The sequence below is a fragment of the Pseudoneobacillus rhizolycopersici genome (assembly GCF_054786815.1).
Genome location: NZ_JBTOOE010000002.1, coordinates 1 through 21708, shown reverse-complemented (window position 1 = coordinate 21708; position 21708 = coordinate 1). Strand labels below are relative to the sequence as shown.

Sequence of the window (21708 nt, the reverse complement as noted above, 5' to 3'; positions counted from 1 at the left end):
GTCAAACTAGACATTGGGAAATGAAAATTTGGTAAATTTGCGTTAAAATGGGGATGTAGACAAATTTTGGAGGGGAGTTGCTTTTGAAAAAGTTCATCGTTGTTCTTGTAATAGTCCTCTTTTTCGGAGGCAAACCATTTGGAGTAAACTACACACATGCCGAAAGTAATGTCACAATTGCGATTGACTCGTTGAATGTGAGAGAAGGTCCGGGGTTAAGCTATCGGGTCGTCAAACAAGTTAAAAAAGGCGAACGTTTTATGATGGTGAAAGAGGAAAAGGATTGGATTCAAATCAAACTATCTAATAATCAATATGGTTGGGTTGCCAATTGGCTAATCAAAAAGGAAGACGGTCCGAATAAAGCGGTGCAAAAGCTTGGAACAATCACGGCAGATAGTTTACGTGTCCGCAATGGTCCCGGTCTAAATTTTCAAACCATCGCCTCTTTAAATAAGGGCAATCAAGTTCAAATACTTGAAAGCAATGAAAATTGGATGAAGATATCGCTTCATAATAACGTGGTCGGTTGGATTTCAGATGAATTTGTAACAAGCTCAAATGGACAAGCTCCAAGTCCTGAAACCAATAAAAACGGTACTGTATTCGCCGATTCGTTAAATGTTCGCAATGAAGCTTCTCTAGAATCTGCTATTATTGGGAAACTGAAAAATGGTGATAAAGTCCTTATCCTTTCCACAAAACAAGATTGGATCCAAATTGAATATCGCGGACAAAAGGCTTGGGTCAGTTCAGAATTTATCAATATTACTACAGAGGCTACCACCACAAATCCAATAAATTCAGAGAATAAACCAACACCTACCAAACCTCCCGGGTTGACTGGCACAGTGACAGCAAATGCTCTTAACGTTCGCAGTATTGGTGACTTAACGGGAAATATTGTCGGAAATGTCGGAAAAGGAGACTCATTTGTTATTTTAGAGGAAAAGAACAACTGGATAAAAATCGAATTTAGTCCAAACAAATTTGGCTGGGTTAATAGTTGGTACCTAGAAATGAACAAATCAAATACGGAATCCCCTTCTGTTCAAGGTACGATTGAAGGTATGATTACCGTTCTCAATGATGGTACCAATATCCGCAGTGGTCCCAGTGTCGAAAACGATGTCATTCTCCGGGCAAATAAAGGGGAGCAATTTTCTGTTATAAACTTAAAGGGCGAATGGTATGGAATAAAATTGAATGATGGAACAACCGGTTTTATCGCTGGTTGGATTGTTTCCGTAAATGGCGCAGTTCCACAAGTAGAAAAACCGGGAGCTGAGGCCTATTTGAAAAATTCGGTTATTGTCCTTGATCCAGGACATGGTGGTGGCGATAACGGCACAACCGGAGCCAGAGGAACACTTGAAAAAGAGTTAACATTGAGAACTGCTTTACTTTTATATGATAAGCTTCGTGCAGCTGGGGCTAATGTCATTTTGACGAGGACAAATGATACTTATTTTTCGTTACGTTCTCGAGTAAGTACGGCACAATACCATCGAGCAGATGCCTTCTTGAGTATCCATTATGATAGCATTCTTGATCGAAGTGTAAGAGGGATGACAACATACTATTATCACGGATTCCAACGTCCATTGGCCGAGGCAATACATGGGGCAACTCTTAGCCAAACAAATCTAAAAGATCGAGGAGCTCGTTTTGGCGATTACCATGTTATTCGGGAAAATAGCCAAAAAGCGGTATTGATTGAGCTTGGATATTTAAGCAATCCTGCAGAAGAAGCTACCGTTACTTCCCCGGCTTTTCAAGAAATGGCAGCGACCGGAATCTTTAATGGATTGGCGAAATATTTTAAGTCTGAGTAACCAAAAACAGCTGACCCGCAATGGGTCAGCTTTATTTCTTACTTTCGATAATTAAGGTAACAGGGCCGTCATTAATGAGTGAAACATCCATCATAGCCCCGAATACTCCGGTCTCAACGGTAATGCCCTTTTGACGAATAGCGTAATTAAATAACTCATATATGGCATTGGCGTGTTCAGGTCTCGCAGCCTCCATGAAATTTGGCCGTCTTCCTTTACGACAATCGCCGTAAAGAGTGAATTGGGAAACGGACAAAATTTCACCACCAACATCAAGTAGCGAATGATTCATTTTTTCATTTTCATCTTCAAAAATTCGTAAATTTACGACTTTATCAGCTAAAAATTCAGCATCTTCGGGTGTATCATCATGAGTTACACCGACCAAGACAACGAGGCCCTTTGTGATTTGTCCGGTAATCTCACCGTTTACAGTGACACTAGCATTTTTGCTCCTTTGTACAACAACTCGCATCGCTTACTCCCCTGGTTAATTCATTATACGTCTTACGGCATATATATCAGGAATTTGTTTAATACGTTCGACAACCTTTTGAAGGTGGCTGACGTTATGAATCGCAATCGACATGATAATCGTCGCCATTTTATTACGATCAGAACGCCCAGAAACGGCAGATATATTTGTTTTCGTTTCATTTACTGCCTGTAAAACTTCATTTAGCAAACCTCGTCGGTCGTATCCACTGATTTCAATATCCACATTATATTCCTTGCGTTCATTAAGTGTAGAGTCCCACTCAACTGGAATAAGACGTGATTGGGCTTCTTCTGTTTCAATATTGGGACAATCGGCGCGGTGAACGGAAACGCCTCTTCCCTTTGTAATAAAGCCGGCAATCTCATCACCAGGGACAGGATTACAACAACGAGACAATCTAATTAATAAATTATCAATTCCAGAAACCCGGACACCTGATTCGCGCTTTTTCGTATTAGGAAAACTCTTTAGCTCTGAAACAGCATCGGAAATGGTGGCAATTTGCTCTTGGTCACGTTTCTTTCGATGCTTTTCAGTCAGACGATTTGCAACTTGCAATGCGGTAATTCCATTATAGCCAATAGCCGCATACATATCTTCTTCATTGGCAAAGTTAAACTTTTCAGCTACACGTTTAATATTATCGGCCGCAAGAATTTCTTTAAGCTCGAAGCCCATAGCCTTGATTTCTTTTTCAACAAGTTCTTTCCCTTTGTCAACATTTTCATCCTTACGTTGCTTTTTAAAGAAGGCGCGGATTTTATTTTTCGCTTGGGAGGTTTGCGCTAGCTTTAACCAATCTTGGCTTGGACCATAAGAATGCTTGGATGTTAAAATTTCAACAATGTCCCCCGTTTTCAATTTGTAATCCAGGGTGACCATTTTACCATTAACCTTAGCACCAATCGTTTTGTTGCCAATTTCCGAGTGAATCCGATAGGAAAAGTCAATTGGGACAGAGCCATTTGGAAGTTCAATGACATCGCCTTTTGGGGTAAACACAAATACCATATCAGAAAATAGGTCTATTTTTAGCGACTCCATAAATTCTTCCGCATTAGCGGTGTCATTTTGGAATTCAAGGATTTCACGGAACCAGCTTAATTTTTCCTCAAATGATGAGGCTTCATCAATGCCCTTACCTTCTTTATATGCCCAGTGTGCTGCTACCCCAAATTCAGCTATCCGGTGCATATCAAAGGTACGAATTTGCACCTCTAACGGGTCGCCCTTTGGACCAATCACCGTTGTGTGGAGCGATTGATACATATTGGGCTTAGGCATGGCAATATAATCCTTAAATCTTCCTGGCATCGGTTTCCAGCAGGTATGAATAATACCAAGAATGGCATAGCAATCTTTAATACTATTTACGACAATTCGAACAGCTAATAGATCATAAATTTCACTGAACTGTTTGTTTTGCAAAACCATTTTTCGATAAATACTATATATATGCTTCGGTCTTCCGGATATATCGGCCTTAATGTTTACTTCCTGTAAACGAAGACGAACTTCATCAATGACATCGTTTAAGTACTCTTCACGTTCTGCTCGTTTTTTCTTCATTAAATTGACAATTCGATAATACTGCTGTGGATTTAAATACCGTAAGGCTGTATCCTCTAATTCCCATTTAATTTTTGAGATTCCGAGGCGATGTGCTAGCGGTGCAAATATTTCTAACGTTTCGTTAGCAATGCGCCGCTGTTTTTCAGTAGGTAAATGCTTTAAGGTCCGCATATTGTGGAGTCTGTCAGCAAGCTTTATCAAAATGACACGAATATCCTGAGCCATGGCAACAAACATTTTCCGATGATTTTCGGCTTGTTGTTCCTCATGAGATTTATATTTAATTTTTCCTAATTTTGTTACACCATCGACTAACATTGCCACTTCGTCATTAAAGGCTTCCTTTATGTCCTTAAGGGAGACATGGGTATCCTCGACAACGTCATGGAGAAAACCAGCAGCTACTGTAGCTGGGTCCATTTCAAGGTCCGCTAGTATTCCAGCAACTTGAATCGGATGGATAATATAAGGCTCCCCTGATTTTCGAAATTGTTCACGATGTGCATGTTGAGCAAAATCATAGGCCTTTCGAACTATTTCAACATTTTCATCGTTCAAATATTTTTTTGTTAAGTCGATAACTTGTTCCGCGGTCAACACGTTATCGTTAGCCATAAAATCACCTTTAACTCGAATTATTTTATAGTAAATGCAAGCGATTAATCTATTGTTCATTTTTCCAAAAAATACTCATTTAAATGATGAATAATAAATGATTGTATCTATTATCAAAAAAAAATCAATGAAAGTAAAGGGAAAGCATTAAATTTTTTCGGTTTTTGTCGAAAAATATTGGATAAAAATATAAAAAGAGAGCACTTCTTCGGAAGTACTCTTTTTTTAAATAAGAAATCGGCCTTATTAATTAATATTTCATTAATGTTAAGATATCGTATCCTTCAAGATTTTTACGTCCATCCAGGTAAGATAATTCGATTAAGAAAGCAATACCAGCTACAACGCCACCTAGTTCTTCAACCAATTGAATAGTGGCACCGATTGTACCACCAGTAGCTAGTAAATCATCGGTGATCAAAACACGTTGGCCTGGTTTAATCGCATCCTTGTGTATTGTTAAAACATCCTTACCGTATTCTAGACCATATTGAACTTTAATCGTCTCACGAGGTAATTTTCCTTCTTTTCTGACAGGTGCAAAACCAACACCCAAGGAGTAAGCAACTGGGCAACCAATGATAAAGCCGCGTGCTTCCGGTCCTACAACGAGGTCAATTTTCTTTTCCTTCGCATACTCGACAATTTGATCTGTTGCATACTTATAGGCATCGCCATTGTCCATTAACGTCGTAATATCCTTAAACTTTATTCCCGGTTTTGGCCAGTCTTCCACAATTGTAATATATTGTTTTAAATCCATTCTTCTTGTTCCTCCCTATTTTTCACAGACTCTTGAAAAATGTTGTCAAACCAATCCTTCAATTGCTGGTAAGAAGAATAAAGCAGCTCGTTTTCAAGAGTAAATTGTGCTTGCCTTTGTTGATAAGTTATTGAATCTGTTAGATCACGTTTTGGTGCATTTTTTTCCAAAGAAATAAATCCATTGTTTATTGTAGCAAAATTTAATTCAAAAAACACCTGTGACATAAATTCAATCGTTTCTTTTGACCAACCGCGATACTTAGCGAGATCGTCTCCGAAACGTTTCATGTCAAACGGGCCCTTTTTGGCAAGAAATGCATAATACCATTTAAAATGTTCACGTGTTGGCATCGTATTAAAGAACGTACTGTCTTGTTTATAAAAATATGGATAAAGTCTTGCCGGTTTTTTTCCTGCCAACAGTTGAGTGATGATTTCCTTTGTCGGTGGAAAATCAAGAATGACCACATTTTTTTCATGCAAATCTAATGATTTGGCTTCAAAGACATTTGTTATATGGGACAAACCTTCTTGCGGCAGCCAATTTAGAAAAACTTTGGCATACTCTTGATTAAAAATGACAAACTTAGTATTTGTGAGTGCTAGATTTTTAAACAGAAGACCTGCTCGATTCATGCCACGCCAATCAAATAATTGCCAGTGAGTCACCGCTATGTCCTGAAGGAACAATTGGGGCTTTTGAATATTATTCCATTCATTAATGGAAAGTTCACCAATAACGGAAACTTTAGAAGATGGTGAAATTTCATCAGCTAATTCTCCAAACCCGAAGCCAATACTATCTAATGTATAGCCATTTTTTCCAATAGTTAATTTTAAATGATTTTGCGAGCTGCCAATTTTACGGAGATTCATAATATCCGCTTCTCTTAACAGCACCTTCGGCTTGGGATTATCCATCCCATATGGCGAGAGCATTAACATTTCCTTTACGGAATCTAATTGTAGATCCGCCAGTTCAAACTCACCATCTAGTTGGGTGACAGGCACCAACATTTTTTCCGTAAGTATATTTTCAGCCAATTGGTTTAACCGATTTCTTAATTCATCTACATCATCAATTTTTAAGGTCATCCCTGCAGCGGCTGTATGTCCGCCAAAATGAGGGAGAATATCACGGCATAATGATAAATTTTGAAAAAGGTCAAAACCTTCAATACTCCGTGCTGAGCCTTTGGACAAGCCTTTTTCCTGATCATAGTTGAGAATAATAGTGGGCCTATAATATTTGTCAACCAATCTTGAAGCTACAATTCCAACAACGCCGGGATTCCAATTTTCTTTGCCAATGACAATTACTTTTTGATCTGGTGAAAATGATTTCTCAACCATTCCAATTGCCTCTTCGGTAATTTCATTGACGATTGTCTGACGCTTTCGGTTTAAATTGTCAATTTCTTCTGCTAATTGATTGGCTCTAACTGGGTCATTGGTAAGTAATAGTTCCACAGCAGGGTCAGCATCCCCAAGTCTACCGGCCGCATTTATTCTTGGTCCAATTGAAAAACCGATTGTTTCTTCGGTTAACGAGTTCGTATCGATACTACAAATTTTAAATAAGGCTTTTAGTCCAATATTGTTTGTGTTACTTAGTCTTTTAATACCTGCTTTCGCAATTGCACGATTCTCATCTTTTAGTGGGACTAAATCGGCAATTGTACCAATCACAGCAATTTCTAATAAATGTTCAGGAACTTGTCCATATAAAGCATGGGCTAATTTAAAAGCAACGCCGACTCCAGCCAATTCTTTAAAAGGATATCCGCTATCCTCAAGTTTGGGATGAATAATCGCTAAACAGTCTGGAAGTTGTGGACCTGGTTCGTGATGGTCCGTAATAATCAGATCAACACCAAGTTCTTTTGCCAGCTCTGCTTCCTTTAAAGCTGATATTCCTGTATCAACGGTGATAATCAGTTTAATTCCTTTTTCATGAGCCTGACGGAAGGCTATTTCGTTCGGTCCATATCCTTCTGTAAACCGGTTTGGGATGTAAAAGTCAACTTTTGCCCCTAAATCCATTAGGGTTTTCATCATTACTGTTGTACTGCTAACACCATCGGCATCATAATCCCCATAAATTAAAATGGGTTCATGCTTATTAATCGCCTCTTTTATTCTCTCCACCGCAATGTCCATTCCCTTCAATAAATAGGGATCATGGAATTGTTCTGCTCCAAATAAAAAATACCGCGCTTCTTCCACGCTAACAATTCCGCGGTTGACAAGTAAACTAGCAACAAGAGGTGTAATGTTTAATTCCTTTTTCAAGGTCTCAACCATTATTTGATCAGGCTGATGAACCTTCCATCTCATCTTCGACTTTAACATACGTTCACCCCTTCAGACTTACTAATTATACAGAACACAAGCAACTGTTTCAATGAAAAAATACAAAACACTTTAGCACTTTAAAGCAAGTGGGGACTGTCCCCACTTGCTTTAAAGTACTAAAGTGTTTATGTAGATTGTTATCCGATATCGTTGTAGGGTATTAGCTTTCCCAGAAAAAATAGATGACATGAAAAAGGCTAGTACTAAAAAGTACTAGCCAATAGATTATACTTGTGGTTCGTCTGAATATACCTTCTTTTCCTTATAAGTAATAAGGACACCTTTTTTCTTTAGTTCTCTATTTTTCAGCTCAACCCAAAGCTGAGCAGCAATGAAAATGGATGAGTAAACCCCAACAACAAGACCGACTAATAAAGCAATACTAAAACCACGGATTGACTCACTACCAAAAATTAATAAGGAAATGACGGTCAATGTCACCATTAACACTGTATTAACAGAACGGGTAAGCGTCTGGCGGAGACTTGAATTAACAATATATGCAATATCCTCTTCTGTTTTTATTTTCCTTTTCTTTTGCAAATTTTCACGCATACGGTCAAAGGTAACAATCGTATCGTTAATGGCATATCCGACAATCGTTAAGAGTGCGGCGATGAAATTTAAATCAACTTCAATACGTGTTAAGCTAAAAATTGGGAAGATAAAGAATGCCGCATAAAGAAGTGCAACAAGTGCCGAAACGGCCATTGCCATTTCAAATCGGATTGTCACATATAAGACAATTCCAACAGACGAAATTAAAAGAGCAACCAGAGCATTTTTCGCTAACTCTTTTCCAACGGTAGGCGAAACACTGCTTACATTTGGCTCTGCCCCATATTTCTTGTGAAATTGAGACTTTAATTCAGAAATTTCATCTTTACTGAAAGCTCCCACAAAACGAGCTACTCCGATATTTTTACCTTCACCAGAAATGACAATATCATCCGTCTCTAGGTTAAGCTTTTTAAAATCTGCTTTAACTTGTTCAGCTGTTAGTGCTTCTTTTGCTAAAATTTCAACACGAGTTCCACTTGTAAAATCAATTCCTAGATTTAAACGGAATACTAGAAGTAAGATTAAACCAATTAAAAATAAGGTACCTGAAAAAATAAAGTATTTCTTTCGATTTTTCACAAAATCAAAACGGTCAAATCTTGTCGGTAAATCGAGCGCATCCAAGCCCTCAGCAATGTCTTTAATATCTCGCTTTTTTACACCAAACCATTCTGGCTTTTTACTAAAAACACCGCTATCTACCCAAAGCTTTAATAACCATCTTGACAAGTAAACGTTCGTAAAGAAGCTGACTAAAATTCCGATAATTAAACTTGTTGCAAATCCTTTAACAGAGCTTGTCCCATAGAAGAACAAAACTGCTCCTGCCAATAATGTCGTTAGGTTTGCATCGGTGATGGTTGCTAATGAGCTTTCATTACCAGCATGGTAGGCAGATTTAATGGACCTACCAATTTTTATTTCTTCCCTAATCCGTTCATAGGTGATGATATTGGCGTCAACCGCCATCCCCACACCTAAAATTAATGCGGCGATACCTGGAAGTGTTAAAACCACATTCATCCAATCAAATATTAATACCGTCATAAAAATAAAGATTGTTAACGTAATCGTTGCAATAAATCCTGGGAAACGATAATAGAGTATCATAAATATAAAAATGGCTAAGACACCAAGAATACCTGCAAGAACGGTTGTCTGCATTGCTTGTTCACCAAATTTAGCACCGACAGATGTAGAATAAACCTCATCCAATTTTACAGGTAATGCGCCAGCATTTAGTAATGAAGCTAAAGTTGAAGCCTCTTCAATCGTAAAATTCCCTACAATCGAAACCGTATCTTGATTAAAAACTTGGCTTACGGATGGAGCAGAAATAATATTGGAATCAGGTTTTCCATAATCCTTTTGGAAGGAATCCTTACCTTCCTCAAAATCCATCCAAATAACTAATTGATTATTTGGCGCCATTGAAACAATTTTTTCGGTAACTTGGCGGAATTTTTCAGCAGACTTTAATTTTAATGAAACACTTGGTTTATTATTTTCATCAAAAGTTTGCTTCGCTCCACCTTCGGCTAAATCACTGCCATCCATCATTTTCTCATCTTTGTAATCTCGGAAAGATAAATTTGCTTCCGTCGAAAGAATCTCACGTGCTTTATTTTGATCCTTTACTCCCGCAAGCTGAACACGAATTCGGTCTTTCCCTTCGATTTGAATGTTTGGCTCACTCACACCCAGAACGTTAATCCGACGATCAAGCGCTTTTGCGGTACTTGCTAACATAGCCTCATTCACTTTTTCGCCTTTATTAACAGGGGTTACCTTGTACAATACTTCAAATCCCCCCTGCAAGTCCAAGCCAAGTTTAATATTACTTAAGATGCCTTTCGTTGTGAGTCCCATCCCGCTAAAAACTAAGATAATGATGAGAAGAAACGCAACGATTCTACTTCGTTTGACCATTTCGTACTTGCCTCCTATGTATAAACAAACTTCGACAACAATAGTATTATTATGAAATAGAATGAATCATGTGTCAATTTCACTATTTTTATAAATTCAAAAAATTATTTTAGTAATTCCTTCCAATCTTCCGCTGAAGGTAATGAATTCTGAGAAAACTTTAAAGCCTCAATGGTTTGAAAGCTCATAAAATCCCCAGGCTTAAGCGTTAAAATATCATCAACAACTTCATAGAGATGTATTTCTGTCTTTGGTTTCCTCCATTTCTTTAATACGAAATATTCCCATATTTGTGATTGTTGGTAGGTTCCATAACCCAAAAGTCTTAATTCCTCCGATTTGCTGCGTAAAGCAGGCTCTACCGTTATTCGAAATTGTTCGTACGGATGGTTCACATTCATTAGAATCCCTCTTCCTACTTAAGACTTCTCTCAAAAAGACTTGTCATGCTTTGTCCACCTTCTTGCATATAGTTAATTGTAAACGATAACACCTATTTTGAGAAGGCAGTGAGTCGGATGTCAAAGTTTTTAAAAGGAACACTCATTTTATTATTAGCCGGACTAGTGACAAGAATTTTAGGGTTTATCAATCGGATTGTCATTGCTAGGTATATTGGTGTGGAGGGCGTTGGCTTATATATGATGGCTTACCCCACCTTAATCCTTGTCGTCACAATTATCCAGCTAGGACTACCGGTCGCCATTTCGAAAAATATCGCGGAGGCCGAAGCACAAAGGGATCTCAAAAAAATCAAAAAAATACTTGTCGTATCATTATCAACAACTTTGGGCTTATCGCTCATTTTCACCCCTGCCCTTATTCTATTGGCGCCGATTTTATCTGAAAATTTATTTACCGATAACAGGATTTACTATCCATTGGTCGCCATGGCCCCTATCGTACCGGTTGTTGCCGTTTCTTCGGTTTTGAGAGGCTACTTCCAAGGTAGACAAAATATGAAACCAGCCGCCATTTCCCAAGTTTTGGAACAGGTTGTGCGAATATTTTTAATTGCTATCATGACGAAGGCGTTTTTACCTTATGGAATTGAGTACGCCGCCGCCGCAGCAATGGTCGCTTCATTAGCGGGTGAACTAATCTCGTTAATCTATTTAATAACGACTTTTAAGTTGAAAAAACGTTTTAAATTGCGGAACCATTTTTTTAAACAAATCAGCTCGGGTAAAAACACATTCAGCCAATTAATGGAGGTTGGTTTACCAACATTAGGTAGCCGAATGATTGGCTCTATCGCTTGGTTCTTTGAACCCATTGTCGTTGCCAATAGCTTAGCGATTGCAGGTGTAGCCGCCAATATCGCCACAAAACAATACGGGGCGCTAACTGGCTACGCTATGCCATTATTGCTGCTACCTTCTTTCGTCACCTATTCGCTGGCAACTTCCTTAGTACCAGCAATTAGTGAGGCAAATTCCAAAAACGATGCTAGGTTGATTGAATACCGCCTGCAGCAAGCACTTCGTTTCGCTTTTGCAACAGGAGGGCTAGCTGTGGTTATTTTGTATATTTTAGCAGACCCTTTAATGGAATTAATGTATGGCTCCTCGGATGGTTCCTATTTTATTCGTTTAATGGCACCCTTTTTTTTATTTTATTATTATCAAGGACCATTGCAAGCCTCCTTGCAGGCTTTAAATTTAGCAAGAGCGGCGATGATTAATAGTTTGATTGGCAATATTGTAAAAATCGGTGTCATATTTGCCCTTGCTTCACAGCCTGACTTTGGGATAAAAGGGGCAGCATTAGGTATTATTGCCGGATTTGTTTTAGTCACAATGCTTCATTTCGCAACAGTGTTAAAAAAAATTGCTTTCACCTTTTATATAAGAGATTATTTAAAAACGCTATTGGTCATGGGTGCATCGGGTTGGATGGGTTATTGGCTCTATAACCATTTACCAACATCCTACACAAAACTTTTAGCCGTACTAACAACTACTGGTGTTATTAGCGTGACCTACATTTCTTTACTAATTATTTTAGGACTGGTCAGTCGAGATGAACTACAACGGATCCCGTTGATTGGATCAACACTTGCTAAGTTTGCATTTAAATAGCCTATTTAAAAACACGTCATGCCAAGTAAGAAGCAGGACGTGTTTATTTTTTTTCATCTTTTTCATCAATATAAAATTCTCCGTTGGCATAGCTGCAAAATGATATTAATTTAAAATTCGTATAGCCTCTTTTCTTAAGTTCCTGTCTTAGCCATAAATTAGTTTTGTTTATCCGAGCTAAATTGACTTCTTGAACGGATCCATCGAGGACTAATGGTATCGTGATATCACCTGGCTTTTTATTTTCCTTTTCAAAAACCGACAGTTTTCCAGACGGTTCAAGAATCGCAAATTCTACATCGGCAATATTGCGAATATCCTTTTCTCGTAATTGCATTAACAAATCATCAAAATTATAGCGTTGGCGTTTCATCTCATGTTCATCGATTTTCCCTCGATTAATAATAATAATCGGTTTTCCCTCGATCAAGTCACGAAATTTCTTACTTTTTAATGAGATAAACGCAAATGTAATTTGGATGGCCATCAATAGAATCATTGGAAAAATGGCATGTGATAAAGGAAATTTTGGTTCATCAATGGCAACCACAGCTAATTCACCAATCATAATAAATACCACTAAATCTAAAATACTTAATTCACCTATTTCTCTTTTTCCCATCAACCTAAAAATGATTAAGAGCAGCCCATATAGAATAATGGTACGAAATAGGATAATCATAAAATCTCCCATACGATTTCTCCCTTCGATAGCCTTCCTCCATATTGTCCGTAAGAAAATATTTTTTATTCTACTTTTACAAGTCACTGCATATGCTCGTACTAAGGAACAAGCTTTTATGGAAAAAAGAAGGGGGAGAATAACCATCGAATCAAAAAATATGGGTTTTTCCATTTTGTATGGGCTTTTAAGTATTTTTTTAGTGGCTATAATTAGTAGTCTCATTTTTTCATTATTTTTGCGGTTTACTTCAACAAATGAGGCTTCATTGCAATTTGCCATCACGGCTGTCTCATTTATTTCGTTATTCATAGGAGGCTTTATCTCCGGAGGAAAAGGAAAAGCCAAAGGCTGGCTTTTAGGTGGAGGAACGGGCTTACTGTACTCTATAGTCATTTTCCTATTTCAATATTTAGGACATGATAATTTATTTAACATGGAACAAGTAATTTACCATACTTGCTATATGTTAGTAGCCATGATGGGTGGTATTTTAGGGGTTAATATGACTACCTCAAAAAATTAGAATATAAAAAAAGGAAGCATAAGCTGCTTCCTTTTTTTATTATCCTGCATGAACCTCTCTAATTGCAGAACGATCGTATGTAAGACGACTTCCATCTCCACACTTGATAACTACTGTAGTTTCGTCAATGGAATCAACAAATCCATGTAAACCACCAATTGTCACCACGCGGTCACCTTTTTTCAAGTCTGTTTGCATTTGTTGAACGGCCTTTTGACGCTTTTGTTGTGGACGAATTAATAAAAAGTAAAATAACGCAAACATTAATATTAATGGTCCAACAGTCCCTAATAAACCTTCCATTTATATTCCCTCCTTTCAAATGTATAATTAGAAGTTTTTCGCATTCGGTAAATTAAAGCCGTATTGCTCAAAAAATTCTTCTTTAAAGTCAGCTAATCGATCCTCTTGAATCGCTTGTCTGACTTGTTCCATTAATTTTAACAGAAAATATAAGTTATGATAAGTCGTAAGTCGAATTCCGAAAGTTTCGTCACAACGAATTAAATGACGGATATAGGCACGAGAATAATTCCGGCAAGTATAACAGTCACATTTTTCATCAATTGGTCCAAAATCATTCGCATATTTAGCATTTTTTACAACTAAGCGACCTTGGCTAGTCATCAACGTACCATTACGAGCTATTCGGCTAGGTAAAACGCAATCAAACATATCAATCCCACGAATCGCCCCATCAATCAAGGAATCAGGTGAACCAACGCCCATTAGATAACGCGGCTTATTCGTTGGTAATAGAGGTGTTGTAAATTCAAGAACTCTGTTCATGACATCCTTTGGTTCGCCAACCGACAAACCACCAACGGCATAACCAGGGAAATCTAATGAAGTGAGGTCTTTGGCACTTAATTTCCGTAGTTCCTCATATTCTCCACCTTGAACAATTCCAAATAATCCTTGATCATGAGGTCGTTGATGGGCATTTAAACATCGCTCTGCCCATCTAGAAGTCCGCTCCACCGAATTCTTCATATACTCAAAACTAGCAGGATATGGCGGGCATTCATCAAAGGCCATCATAATGTCGGAACCTAAAGCATTTTGAATTTCCATTGCCTTTTCCGGTGATAAAAATAATTTGTCACCATTCAAATGATTTCGGAAATGAACCCCTTCTTCTTCAATTTTTCGGAATTCACTTAAACTAAATACTTGGAATCCACCGGAATCAGTTAAAATAGCGCGATCCCAATTCATAAATTTATGAAGCCCGCCGGCTTCGCGAATGATTTCATGACCCGGTCTTAACCACAGATGATAGGTGTTACTCAAAATGATTCCAGCACCCATCTCCTTTAATTCCTCCGGCGACATCGTCTTGACGGTTGCGAGTGTGCCGACCGGCATAAACGCGGGTGTATCAAATGATCCATGTGGGGTATGAACTCGCCCAAGACGGGCACCTGTTTGTTTACATGTTTTAATTAGTTCGTATGTAATAGCTGCCAAAAATAAATTCTCCTTTCTATTGGCTAAAGCTTAAACAATTAGCATGGCATCGCCAAAACTAAAGAAGCGGTAGCCTTCCTTTACAGCCGTTTCGTAGGCATGCAATACGTTCTCTCTTCCGGCTAGTGCGCTTACAAGCATAATCAAAGTTGATTTAGGCAAATGAAAATTGGTAATCATCCCGTTAATCGCCTTCCACTCATGGCCAGGATAGATGAAAATATCGGTCCATCCACTTGCTTCTTTGAATTCTCCATCATGGTCTCTTGCGATGGTTTCCAATGTACGAGTAGAAGTTGTCCCCACAGAAATGATGCGTCCACCCTGGGACCGAACTTCATTTAATAACCTCGCTGTTTCAGCGGACATTTGATAAAATTCGGAATGCATTTCATGCTCATTAATATCGTCAACACTGACCGGGCGGAAGGTCCCCAACCCTACATGTAAAGTAATGAAAGCAATATGCACCCCTAAATCCCGAATTTCGGTTAAAAGGTTTTCGGTAAAATGTAGCCCAGCAGTCGGAGCTGCAGCAGACCCACGTTCGCGCGCATAAACCGTTTGGTATCGTTCTTGGTCATCCAACTGTTCCTTAATATAGGGTGGGAGCGGCATTTCGCCAAGTGATTCGAGAACCTCATAAAAAATTCCTTCGTAATGAAATTCTAACGCTCTCCCACCATGCTCGGAAGAACCTACACAAGTAGCGGTTAAAACCCCATCGCCAAACGTTAAAACGGTACCTTCTTTCACCCGTTTAGCCGGTTTGACAAGTGTTTCCCACCGGTCACCAGCAATTTGTTTTAATAATAAAACTTCAACCTTTGCCCCTGTCTCTTCCTTTATTCCATATAGTCTAGCCGGGAGCACTCTTGTGTCATTTAGAACAAGGCAATCGCCTTTTTTAAGGAATTGCTTAATATTAGCGAAAGTTGTATGCTCCAATTCACCTGTTTCTTTATGTAAAACCATCAATCTACTCGCAGTCCGATTTTCTAATGGCACTTGAGCAATCAATTCTTCAGGTAACTCAAAATCAAATAAATCTACTTTCATCATTTCACCTTCTGAATAAGTTTAACGGAATTTTCCGAGAAAATAAAAAATCGCGGACAAAATTACACTAATTAATATAGAGGTAACGATTGGAAAATAAAAAGTCGTATTGCCCCTTTTAATGACGATATCACCTGGAAGCTTCCCAATATTAATAAACTGTAGCAAAAAACCGACGATAAAAATGATCGCACCTACGACCATTACTAATTTTGCCATACCGGTCATTCCGATGGAACCTCCATTTGAAAATGTTGATAAACAGCAGCTGTAACGACCCGGCCCCGTGGCGTACGTTGCAGATAACCAATTTGGAGTAAATAAGGCTCGTATACATCTTCAATTGTTTGGGATTCCTCCCCAATGGAAGCGGCTATCGTTTCTAATCCAACCGGACCACCGCGGAATTTTTCAATAATCCCTTTAAGCAATTTATGGTCAATATGATCCAATCCTAAACGGTCAACCTGTAGTAATTCTAATGCCATTGCAGATAGGTCCCAATCAATATCGCCATTTCCTCGCACTTGGGCAAAATCGCGAACACGGCGTAGCAATCGATTGGCAATCCTAGGAGTTCCCCGCGATCTACGGGCTATTTCTACAGCCGCCCGCCCGTCAATCTTTGTTTCTAATATATCGGCCGTTCGAACCACAATATCAGTCAATTGCTCTTCATTATAGTATTCAAGTCTTGCCAAAACACCGAAACGATCGCGCAAAGGAGCTGAAAGCGAACCGGCCCTAGTCGTGGCACCTACAAGTGTGAACGGCGGTAAATCCAGCCGTACCGAACGTGCGGTTGGTCCTTTTCCGATTACGATATCAATACAAAAGTCCTCCATCGCTGGATATAGTACTTCTTCAATCGTTCGAGGCAGGCGATGAATCTCATCAATAAACAGTACATCCCCAGGCTCTAGAGATGTCAGTATCGCGGCCAAATCACCCGGACGCTCTATCGCGGGTCCAGCTGTAGTCCGAATATTGACCCCCATTTCATTGGCAATGATGGCGGCTAGTGTTGTTTTACCAAGACCAGGTGGGCCATATAGTAGAACATGATCCAATGTTTCCTGGCGAAGCTTTGCTGCCTCGATAAATACTTTTAGATTTTCCTTAACCTTAGTTTGCCCAATATATTGTTGTAAATTTTGTGGCCTGAGGCTTTGCTCGAAAGATATTTCTTGCAGGTCAGCTTCTGTTGAAATAATTCGTTCATCCATAACATCACCCTATTTTAATAGCTTTTGTAAGGCTAAGCGTATATATTGATCGGTCGAAAGCTGTTGCTTTTTTAATTCCGGGGCTATTTTTTTAATTTCCTTTTCCGCATATCCTAATGCTTTTAATGCCAAAATTGCCTCCTCTAACTCGTATGGAGTACCACGATCGTTTTCCATTTCGAAATGTCCCTGTGAAAATAAATTCGGAAATAGATCTGGAACAACCTTATGGAGTTTCCCTTTTAAATCTAGAATCATCTGACGTGCTGTCTTTTTCCCTACCCCAGGGAATTTAACTAGGAATTGCTCATCTTCGTTTTCAATCGCCTGAACAACTTGGTGTGGTTCACCTGATGCTAGGATGGCTAACGCCCCTTTTGGCCCAATTCCGGAAACGTTTAATAAGCTAGTAAATAACAACTTTTCTTCCCTACTCGTAAACCCGTAGAGGGCAATGATATCTTCACGAACATACTGGTATGTATAAATAAGAGATTCCTTGCCAATCTTATCAGAATAAATGAATGGATTGGGGGTATTAATTTGATAGCCAATCCCGGAATTTTCAATGACAACATACTCCGGACTGACAAAGTTTATTTTACCATGGATAAAATCAAGCACAGTCATTCTCCCCTTATTTTCTTTATTGAAGGGTGCTTCAAATTTCTATTGTACCACATTGTCTTTTTAACAGTACAATAAGAAAAATGTTGCATTTTCTTTAGAACTTTCTGTATAATGATTTAGGTTTTTATAACAATTAGGAGGCACTACAACATGAAAAAACTATTATCTTTATTAGCTATTTTTACTTTTATGTTTGCTATTGTTGGCTGTTCTACAGACAAAGAGGAGAATCAAACTACGGAAAATAAAGCGGAATTAACCCCACAAATAAAATCGAAAATGTATAATGCTGCTCGTGTTGCTGAGGGAAAAGTAAATGATTTATTTCATCACGATGTTGCAGCAGATGGAACTACTCCAATCTTAAATGCAAGTTTTCCGGATGAAGCTGCAGCTGTTGCTTTCCTTTCAAAATACTATAGCGAAGATGTAGCAAATGAGATTTTTACCTATTATGCAACAGGGGAACAAACAGCTGAAGGACAAGTTATTGTTAAGGCGGATCCATTCTTCTCCCCATCACTAATTGAAACTACTCTAGAAGATGTAACAATTGAAGGTGATGCAAATAAAGCAACGATCACAACTAGCGAAAATGTTGTTTACAATGTTGAACTTCAAGATGATAAGTATATCGTAAACGGTATTAAAAAGTAATAAAAAAGCTGACTGTCGAAAATCGATAGTCAGCTTTTTGGTTACTGTTCAGTTTTGAGTGGCATATAGTAGGGCTTGAAGGTTTCCAAAACATTGACATAGCGGTCCTTCGTCTTGATTGGAATCCCTTTCTTCAGTTCCAAATGCTTACGACTTTCCAATTTTTCAATATTGAGTTGAAAAAAGGATTGAATGATATTGGTTTGATGTGGTCTCCCGTTAAAAATAGATAAAGTCCCATCCTCGGTTATGCCAAAATAACCGTTCGCTTTTAATAATGGAGAGATATCATCCATTTGTCGTCTGAAAACTAGCCCATTATGATAAGTATTAATGAGTTCCCATTGTTCATATTTTGCCCAGAAATTCTCCATCGACCAAATCGTTTCAATGACTTTTTCTTCACTAATTTCACCATCTAAATACGTCCTCTGTAAAATCACTTCCACTAGGATTGGTTTTTTTTCAGATTCGGCCGCCTCTGCTAATTGAGGGATGGCTACTACAAAATTTACTAATAAGAAAGAGATTAATATCCCAATTCTAACAAAACGGAACATAAGGATTCACCCCTTTTTTGGTTAAACTACTATTTATAGCTTAGCCAAAATTTACATGGTTTATGCTTTTTAATAATAAACAAGGTCCCCTTTGATGAGAGGACCTTGTTTTGGTTAACGATTATTATTGTTAGTGAAATTGTTACGTATATTACTCAAGATGTTCCTCATATCGGTATCAAGATCAGTTCTTGGCCCGCCATTACGCAAATCATTATCGATTTGACGAATCCGACCGAACATCCCTTTATCAGTCACAACAGTAATGTCACGACCTTTGACATAGGGACGAACAGCATTTCTAATCGCCTGTTTCGTTTGATTTTTATTGGCGTTATCGGCTATATCAACTGCGATTACGACATCATTGCCAAACGTTACGGAACGTACATCATTGACATTGGCTACATCTGCAGCAGCATGGCTAATTTTTTCAGCCATATTTCCTTCATAGGCAGTGTAATAAGAGCTTTTTGCAGGGCTATTATTACGATCTAGATGTCCATGATAGTTAACATCGGTACGTCTAAAAACCCCGTTCTGGCGATTATTGTCATTTGTTGGAAGTGCTGTATTCGTCCCATTCCCATTTCGAACGCTTAACAAATTGTTATTTTGATTTCTTTCATAACCTACCGTATGATCCATTATTTCCGTAACAGGTCCATCATTGTCATCCATTATTCTTGCATTGCCTTTATGGTTTTCATTTGAGTAATATCCCATCGGCTGTGCATTCCTACTATTTCCAGTATGATTAGCACCTTGATCATTGTTAGCGCAGCCAGCTAAACCAAATGTCAATGCGGCTGTAATTGGAAGAACTAAGTAGCGTTTATTCAAATGAAAAACCCCCTTCACAAGGCTAGAGCATTTCAAAAGAATGCTCTAAATTAGCTTTTGTGAGAAAAGAGTGTTTCATAACTGTTAGTTGAGACCAATTTTACTAAGTAAGTTGGGTGATTATCTTTTCATTAAACTGCCTTCGCAAATGAAGCTTATTAAAGCTTTGATGTTTTAATAAATGAAGTTTTTGCTGACTGAAACCATTTGTATCCTTTAGTAGCCGATTCCATTCACGAAATAAATCAGTTGGATACACCAAAGCATACAGATAAAAGGGATTAGCGATTAATGCCCTTAGTCCAAGATATCTAAACAGAGCGGATTGGTCCCAATCAACAAAAGGCAATATTCGGTTGGCATACTGTAATAAATCAATATTCCTTGAGCCAATACTAATAAGGTCGAAATCGATTAATATAATATCTCCATCCATTTTTCTTAAAAAATTGTGATGGGCCACATCACCATGGAGGATAACATCTCGTTCCTTGATATAATTAGCCTTCATTCCAGCTAATGACCACTCTGCCCACCTTAACCATTCGTGAATCATTACTTTTGGTACATAGGTAGCAACGGCTTGGATGTTTTCAGAAAACTGATGATATCGCTCTGTCCATTTATTAATTAAATCAAATTCAGGTAAAATCGTTTGATAGCGATTGATCGATCGGGTTGTAACATGATGATATTCCTCTAAAAGATCAATCCCCTGTATTCGATCCTTTTCATTTTCAAAGGTAAATGGCTGGTGATGAGGTTGAATATAAGGTAAGCAACCAAAATATTGATTGTTATAAATAATCGGCTCCTGATTAAACTGAATAAATTGATAGGTTTTTGTGAAACCTTCCATCAATAAACTGGATGTAAATGTTTCTTGCAGTTTTAATCGACTATAGGATGAATACCCCTTTAATATATAGCTTCCTTTGGTTGTATCAATTTTAAAAACATGTGAGCGAATTGGAAAAATATGATTGATTCTATACGGAAATTGTAGTTGCAAAGCGGCAAGGAGACGATTTTGCTCACCGTCTCCTTGTCTTCTCTTAATAAAATTCACTACTTTCGTCAAATCCTCTGTTGGAATCAACCGTTGACCCATATCCATAAGGGTTCATTAATGGTGGTTGCCCCATTTGAGGATTAAATGGCGGTGAATAAATACCCGGAGTCCCCTGTCCAAATGGGTTGATTGGTGGTTTTGGCTGCATTTTCGGTCCACCATGACCACTATCATAATTCATATTTCCTGGAGCCATATGCGGAGCATGGAACGGTTGGCTCATAACAGGTGCTTGGTATGGCATTCCCATTCCTGATCCTTGGTATGGCATTCCCACTATATCCGATGATTCCATCATTGTCCCTGGTCCTTGAGGCATGACTTGAAATTGCGTCCCTGTTGGATACGGCATATGCTGACCTTGTTGTATGAAAGGTGCTGTTCCTCCAGGTTGAGCTTGGTATGGCATTTGTCCCATTTGCTGCAGTTGTTGCATACCAGTTTGGTCTGTAGTACCAAATTCACTTTCATCGCTTTTTGACATGCTCTGATCTTGGCGCCCAAAAGGTGGCATAGGCATTTGACCGTACCCGTATGGCTGAGCCTGATATGGCATTTGACCGCCTACAAATGGTTGGCCATGCATTGGCATTTGACCGCCCATAAACGGTTGACCTTGCATTGGCATTTGACCGCCTACAAATGGTTGGCCATGCATTGGCATTTGACCGCCCATAAATGGTTGACCTTGCATTGGCATTCCACCGCCCATAAACGGTTGACCTTGCATTGGCATTCCACCGCCCATAAACGGTTGACCTTGCATTGGCA

20 protein-coding genes and 1 pseudogene are annotated in these 21708 nt (G+C 38.6%); 4 read left to right on the top strand and 17 right to left on the bottom strand.

Annotated elements, in window-relative coordinates; translation table 11 throughout:
* Nucleotides 1-83 precede the first annotated feature (83 nt).
* Nucleotides 84-1835, top strand: coding sequence for an N-acetylmuramoyl-L-alanine amidase family protein (locus ACX9YW_RS02650; protein WP_460341362.1), 1752 nt, complete (start codon nucleotides 84-86; stop codon nucleotides 1833-1835).
* A 31-nt stretch (nucleotides 1836-1866) separates the two neighbouring features.
* On the opposite strand, the gene dtd is transcribed toward ACX9YW_RS02650, so the two are convergent.
* The 6 genes from dtd to ACX9YW_RS02620 all read right to left on the bottom strand — a co-directional run bounded on the left by dtd (nucleotide 1867) and on the right by ACX9YW_RS02620 (nucleotide 10532).
* Nucleotides 1867-2310 (bottom strand): D-aminoacyl-tRNA deacylase, encoded by a 444-nt coding sequence (gene dtd / locus ACX9YW_RS02645; RefSeq protein ID WP_460341359.1) that lies wholly within the window; start codon nucleotides 2308-2310, stop codon nucleotides 1867-1869.
* Nucleotides 2311-2325: 15 nt separating this feature from the next.
* Nucleotides 2326-4521: a RelA/SpoT family protein gene (locus tag ACX9YW_RS02640; RefSeq protein WP_460341356.1), complete on the bottom strand. Its 2196-nt coding sequence runs from the start codon at nucleotides 4519-4521 to the stop codon at nucleotides 2326-2328.
* A gap of 250 nt (nucleotides 4522-4771) precedes the next feature.
* Entirely contained in the window at nucleotides 4772-5284 is a 513-nt protein-coding gene (locus ACX9YW_RS02635; RefSeq protein WP_460341353.1) for an adenine phosphoribosyltransferase, read from the bottom strand.
* Nucleotides 5275-7638 carry a single-stranded-DNA-specific exonuclease RecJ gene (recJ, locus tag ACX9YW_RS02630; protein WP_460341350.1) on the bottom strand — a complete coding sequence of 788 codons (2364 nt, stop codon included), beginning with the start codon at nucleotides 7636-7638 and terminating at the stop codon, nucleotides 5275-5277. Before recJ ends, ACX9YW_RS02635 begins: the two co-directional genes overlap by 10 nt.
* A gap of 228 nt (nucleotides 7639-7866) precedes the next feature.
* Nucleotides 7867-10131, bottom strand: coding sequence for a protein translocase subunit SecDF (gene secDF / locus ACX9YW_RS02625; protein WP_460341347.1), 2265 nt, complete (start codon nucleotides 10129-10131; stop codon nucleotides 7867-7869).
* A gap of 104 nt (nucleotides 10132-10235) precedes the next feature.
* Entirely contained in the window at nucleotides 10236-10532 is a 297-nt protein-coding gene (locus ACX9YW_RS02620; RefSeq protein ID WP_460341345.1) for a post-transcriptional regulator, read from the bottom strand.
* A 117-nt stretch (nucleotides 10533-10649) separates the two neighbouring features.
* Here ACX9YW_RS02620 and spoVB point away from each other — a divergent pair, with 117 nt between their 5' ends.
* A complete protein-coding gene (gene spoVB / locus ACX9YW_RS02615; protein WP_460341343.1) occupies nucleotides 10650-12212 on the top strand; it encodes a stage V sporulation protein B in 1563 nt (520 codons plus the stop codon).
* 43 nt (nucleotides 12213-12255) lie between these two features.
* On the opposite strand, the gene ACX9YW_RS02610 is transcribed toward spoVB, so the two are convergent.
* Entirely contained in the window at nucleotides 12256-12906 is a 651-nt protein-coding gene (locus ACX9YW_RS02610) for a DUF421 domain-containing protein (RefSeq protein ID WP_460341340.1), read from the bottom strand.
* 106 nt (nucleotides 12907-13012) lie between these two features.
* Between ACX9YW_RS02610 and ACX9YW_RS02605 the strand changes: the two genes are divergently transcribed.
* Nucleotides 13013-13420 carry a TIGR04086 family membrane protein gene (locus ACX9YW_RS02605; protein ID WP_460341337.1) on the top strand — a complete coding sequence of 136 codons (408 nt, stop codon included), beginning with the start codon at nucleotides 13013-13015 and terminating at the stop codon, nucleotides 13418-13420.
* A 39-nt stretch (nucleotides 13421-13459) separates the two neighbouring features.
* Here the strand turns inward: ACX9YW_RS02605 and yajC are convergent, their stop codons facing one another.
* From yajC to ruvA, 6 genes are read right to left on the bottom strand one after another with little or no spacing between them, the layout of a single operon-like run.
* Nucleotides 13460-13723 (bottom strand): preprotein translocase subunit YajC, encoded by a 264-nt coding sequence (gene yajC, locus ACX9YW_RS02600; protein WP_460341334.1) that lies wholly within the window; start codon nucleotides 13721-13723, stop codon nucleotides 13460-13462.
* Between the two features lie 27 nt (nucleotides 13724-13750).
* Nucleotides 13751-14890, bottom strand: coding sequence for a tRNA guanosine(34) transglycosylase Tgt (gene tgt, locus ACX9YW_RS02595; protein WP_460341331.1), 1140 nt, complete (start codon nucleotides 14888-14890; stop codon nucleotides 13751-13753).
* Between the two features lie 30 nt (nucleotides 14891-14920).
* Nucleotides 14921-15949, bottom strand: coding sequence for a tRNA preQ1(34) S-adenosylmethionine ribosyltransferase-isomerase QueA (queA, locus tag ACX9YW_RS02590; protein ID WP_460342300.1), 1029 nt, complete (start codon nucleotides 15947-15949; stop codon nucleotides 14921-14923).
* Between the two features lie 21 nt (nucleotides 15950-15970).
* Nucleotides 15971-16177, bottom strand: coding sequence for a DUF2905 domain-containing protein (locus ACX9YW_RS02585; RefSeq protein WP_460341328.1), 207 nt, complete (start codon nucleotides 16175-16177; stop codon nucleotides 15971-15973).
* Nucleotides 16174-17175 (bottom strand): Holliday junction branch migration DNA helicase RuvB, encoded by a 1002-nt coding sequence (ruvB, locus tag ACX9YW_RS02580; RefSeq protein WP_460341325.1) that lies wholly within the window; start codon nucleotides 17173-17175, stop codon nucleotides 16174-16176. Before ruvB ends, ACX9YW_RS02585 begins: the two co-directional genes overlap by 4 nt.
* 9 nt (nucleotides 17176-17184) lie before the next feature.
* Complete coding sequence (ruvA, locus tag ACX9YW_RS02575; RefSeq protein WP_460341322.1) at nucleotides 17185-17799, bottom strand: Holliday junction branch migration protein RuvA; 615 nt, start codon at nucleotides 17797-17799, stop codon at nucleotides 17185-17187.
* A 156-nt stretch (nucleotides 17800-17955) separates the two neighbouring features.
* Between ruvA and ACX9YW_RS02570 the strand changes: the two genes are divergently transcribed.
* Nucleotides 17956-18462 (top strand): endonuclease, encoded by a 507-nt coding sequence (locus tag ACX9YW_RS02570; RefSeq protein ID WP_460341319.1) that lies wholly within the window; start codon nucleotides 17956-17958, stop codon nucleotides 18460-18462.
* A gap of 41 nt (nucleotides 18463-18503) precedes the next feature.
* Here the strand turns inward: ACX9YW_RS02570 and ACX9YW_RS02565 are convergent, their stop codons facing one another.
* The 4 genes and pseudogenes from ACX9YW_RS02565 to ACX9YW_RS02550 all read right to left on the bottom strand — a co-directional run.
* The gene (locus ACX9YW_RS02565; protein ID WP_460341317.1) at nucleotides 18504-19022 is read right to left on the bottom strand and encodes a BofC C-terminal domain-containing protein; all 519 of its coding nucleotides are present in this window, start codon (nucleotides 19020-19022) and stop codon (nucleotides 18504-18506) included.
* Nucleotides 19023-19136: 114 nt separating this feature from the next.
* Nucleotides 19137-19865, bottom strand: coding sequence for a YhcN/YlaJ family sporulation lipoprotein (locus ACX9YW_RS02560; protein WP_460341315.1), 729 nt, complete (start codon nucleotides 19863-19865; stop codon nucleotides 19137-19139).
* Between the two features lie 103 nt (nucleotides 19866-19968).
* Nucleotides 19969-20964 (bottom strand): phosphotransferase, encoded by a 996-nt coding sequence (locus tag ACX9YW_RS02555; RefSeq protein WP_460341313.1) that lies wholly within the window; start codon nucleotides 20962-20964, stop codon nucleotides 19969-19971.
* Nucleotides 20921-21708 (bottom strand): annotated as a pseudogene (locus ACX9YW_RS02550) (hypothetical protein); the annotation flags it as partial. The pseudogene ACX9YW_RS02550 and the gene ACX9YW_RS02555, both read right to left, overlap by 44 nt.

Bases quoted from the DNA above. Each gene is read 5' to 3' on its own strand.
- queA (WP_460342300.1), bottom strand. From the start codon at position 15,949: ATGAAAGTAGATTTATTTGATTTTGAGTTACCTGAAGAATTGATTGCT.
- ACX9YW_RS02635 (WP_460341353.1), bottom strand. From the start codon at position 5,284: ATGGATTTAAAACAATATATTACAATTGTGGAAGACTGGCCAAAACCG.
- ACX9YW_RS02605 (WP_460341337.1), top strand. From the start codon at position 13,013: ATGGAAAAAAGAAGGGGGAGAATAACCATCGAATCAAAAAATATGGGT.
- secDF (WP_460341347.1), bottom strand. From the start codon at position 10,131: ATGGTCAAACGAAGTAGAATCGTTGCGTTTCTTCTCATCATTATCTTA.
- recJ (WP_460341350.1), bottom strand. From the start codon at position 7,638: ATGTTAAAGTCGAAGATGAGATGGAAGGTTCATCAGCCTGATCAAATA.
- ruvB (WP_460341325.1), bottom strand. From the start codon at position 17,175: ATGGATGAACGAATTATTTCAACAGAAGCTGACCTGCAAGAAATATCT.
- ACX9YW_RS02620 (WP_460341345.1), bottom strand. From the start codon at position 10,532: ATGAATGTGAACCATCCGTACGAACAATTTCGAATAACGGTAGAGCCT.
- ACX9YW_RS02570 (WP_460341319.1), top strand. From the start codon at position 17,956: ATGAAAAAACTATTATCTTTATTAGCTATTTTTACTTTTATGTTTGCT.
- spoVB (WP_460341343.1), top strand. From the start codon at position 10,650: ATGTCAAAGTTTTTAAAAGGAACACTCATTTTATTATTAGCCGGACTA.
- dtd (WP_460341359.1), bottom strand. From the start codon at position 2,310: ATGCGAGTTGTTGTACAAAGGAGCAAAAATGCTAGTGTCACTGTAAAC.
- yajC (WP_460341334.1), bottom strand. From the start codon at position 13,723: ATGGAAGGTTTATTAGGGACTGTTGGACCATTAATATTAATGTTTGCG.
- ACX9YW_RS02610 (WP_460341340.1), bottom strand. From the start codon at position 12,906: ATGGGAGATTTTATGATTATCCTATTTCGTACCATTATTCTATATGGG.
- ACX9YW_RS02565 (WP_460341317.1), bottom strand. From the start codon at position 19,022: ATGTTCCGTTTTGTTAGAATTGGGATATTAATCTCTTTCTTATTAGTA.
- ACX9YW_RS02640 (WP_460341356.1), bottom strand. From the start codon at position 4,521: ATGGCTAACGATAACGTGTTGACCGCGGAACAAGTTATCGACTTAACA.
- ACX9YW_RS02585 (WP_460341328.1), bottom strand. From the start codon at position 16,177: ATGACCGGTATGGCAAAATTAGTAATGGTCGTAGGTGCGATCATTTTT.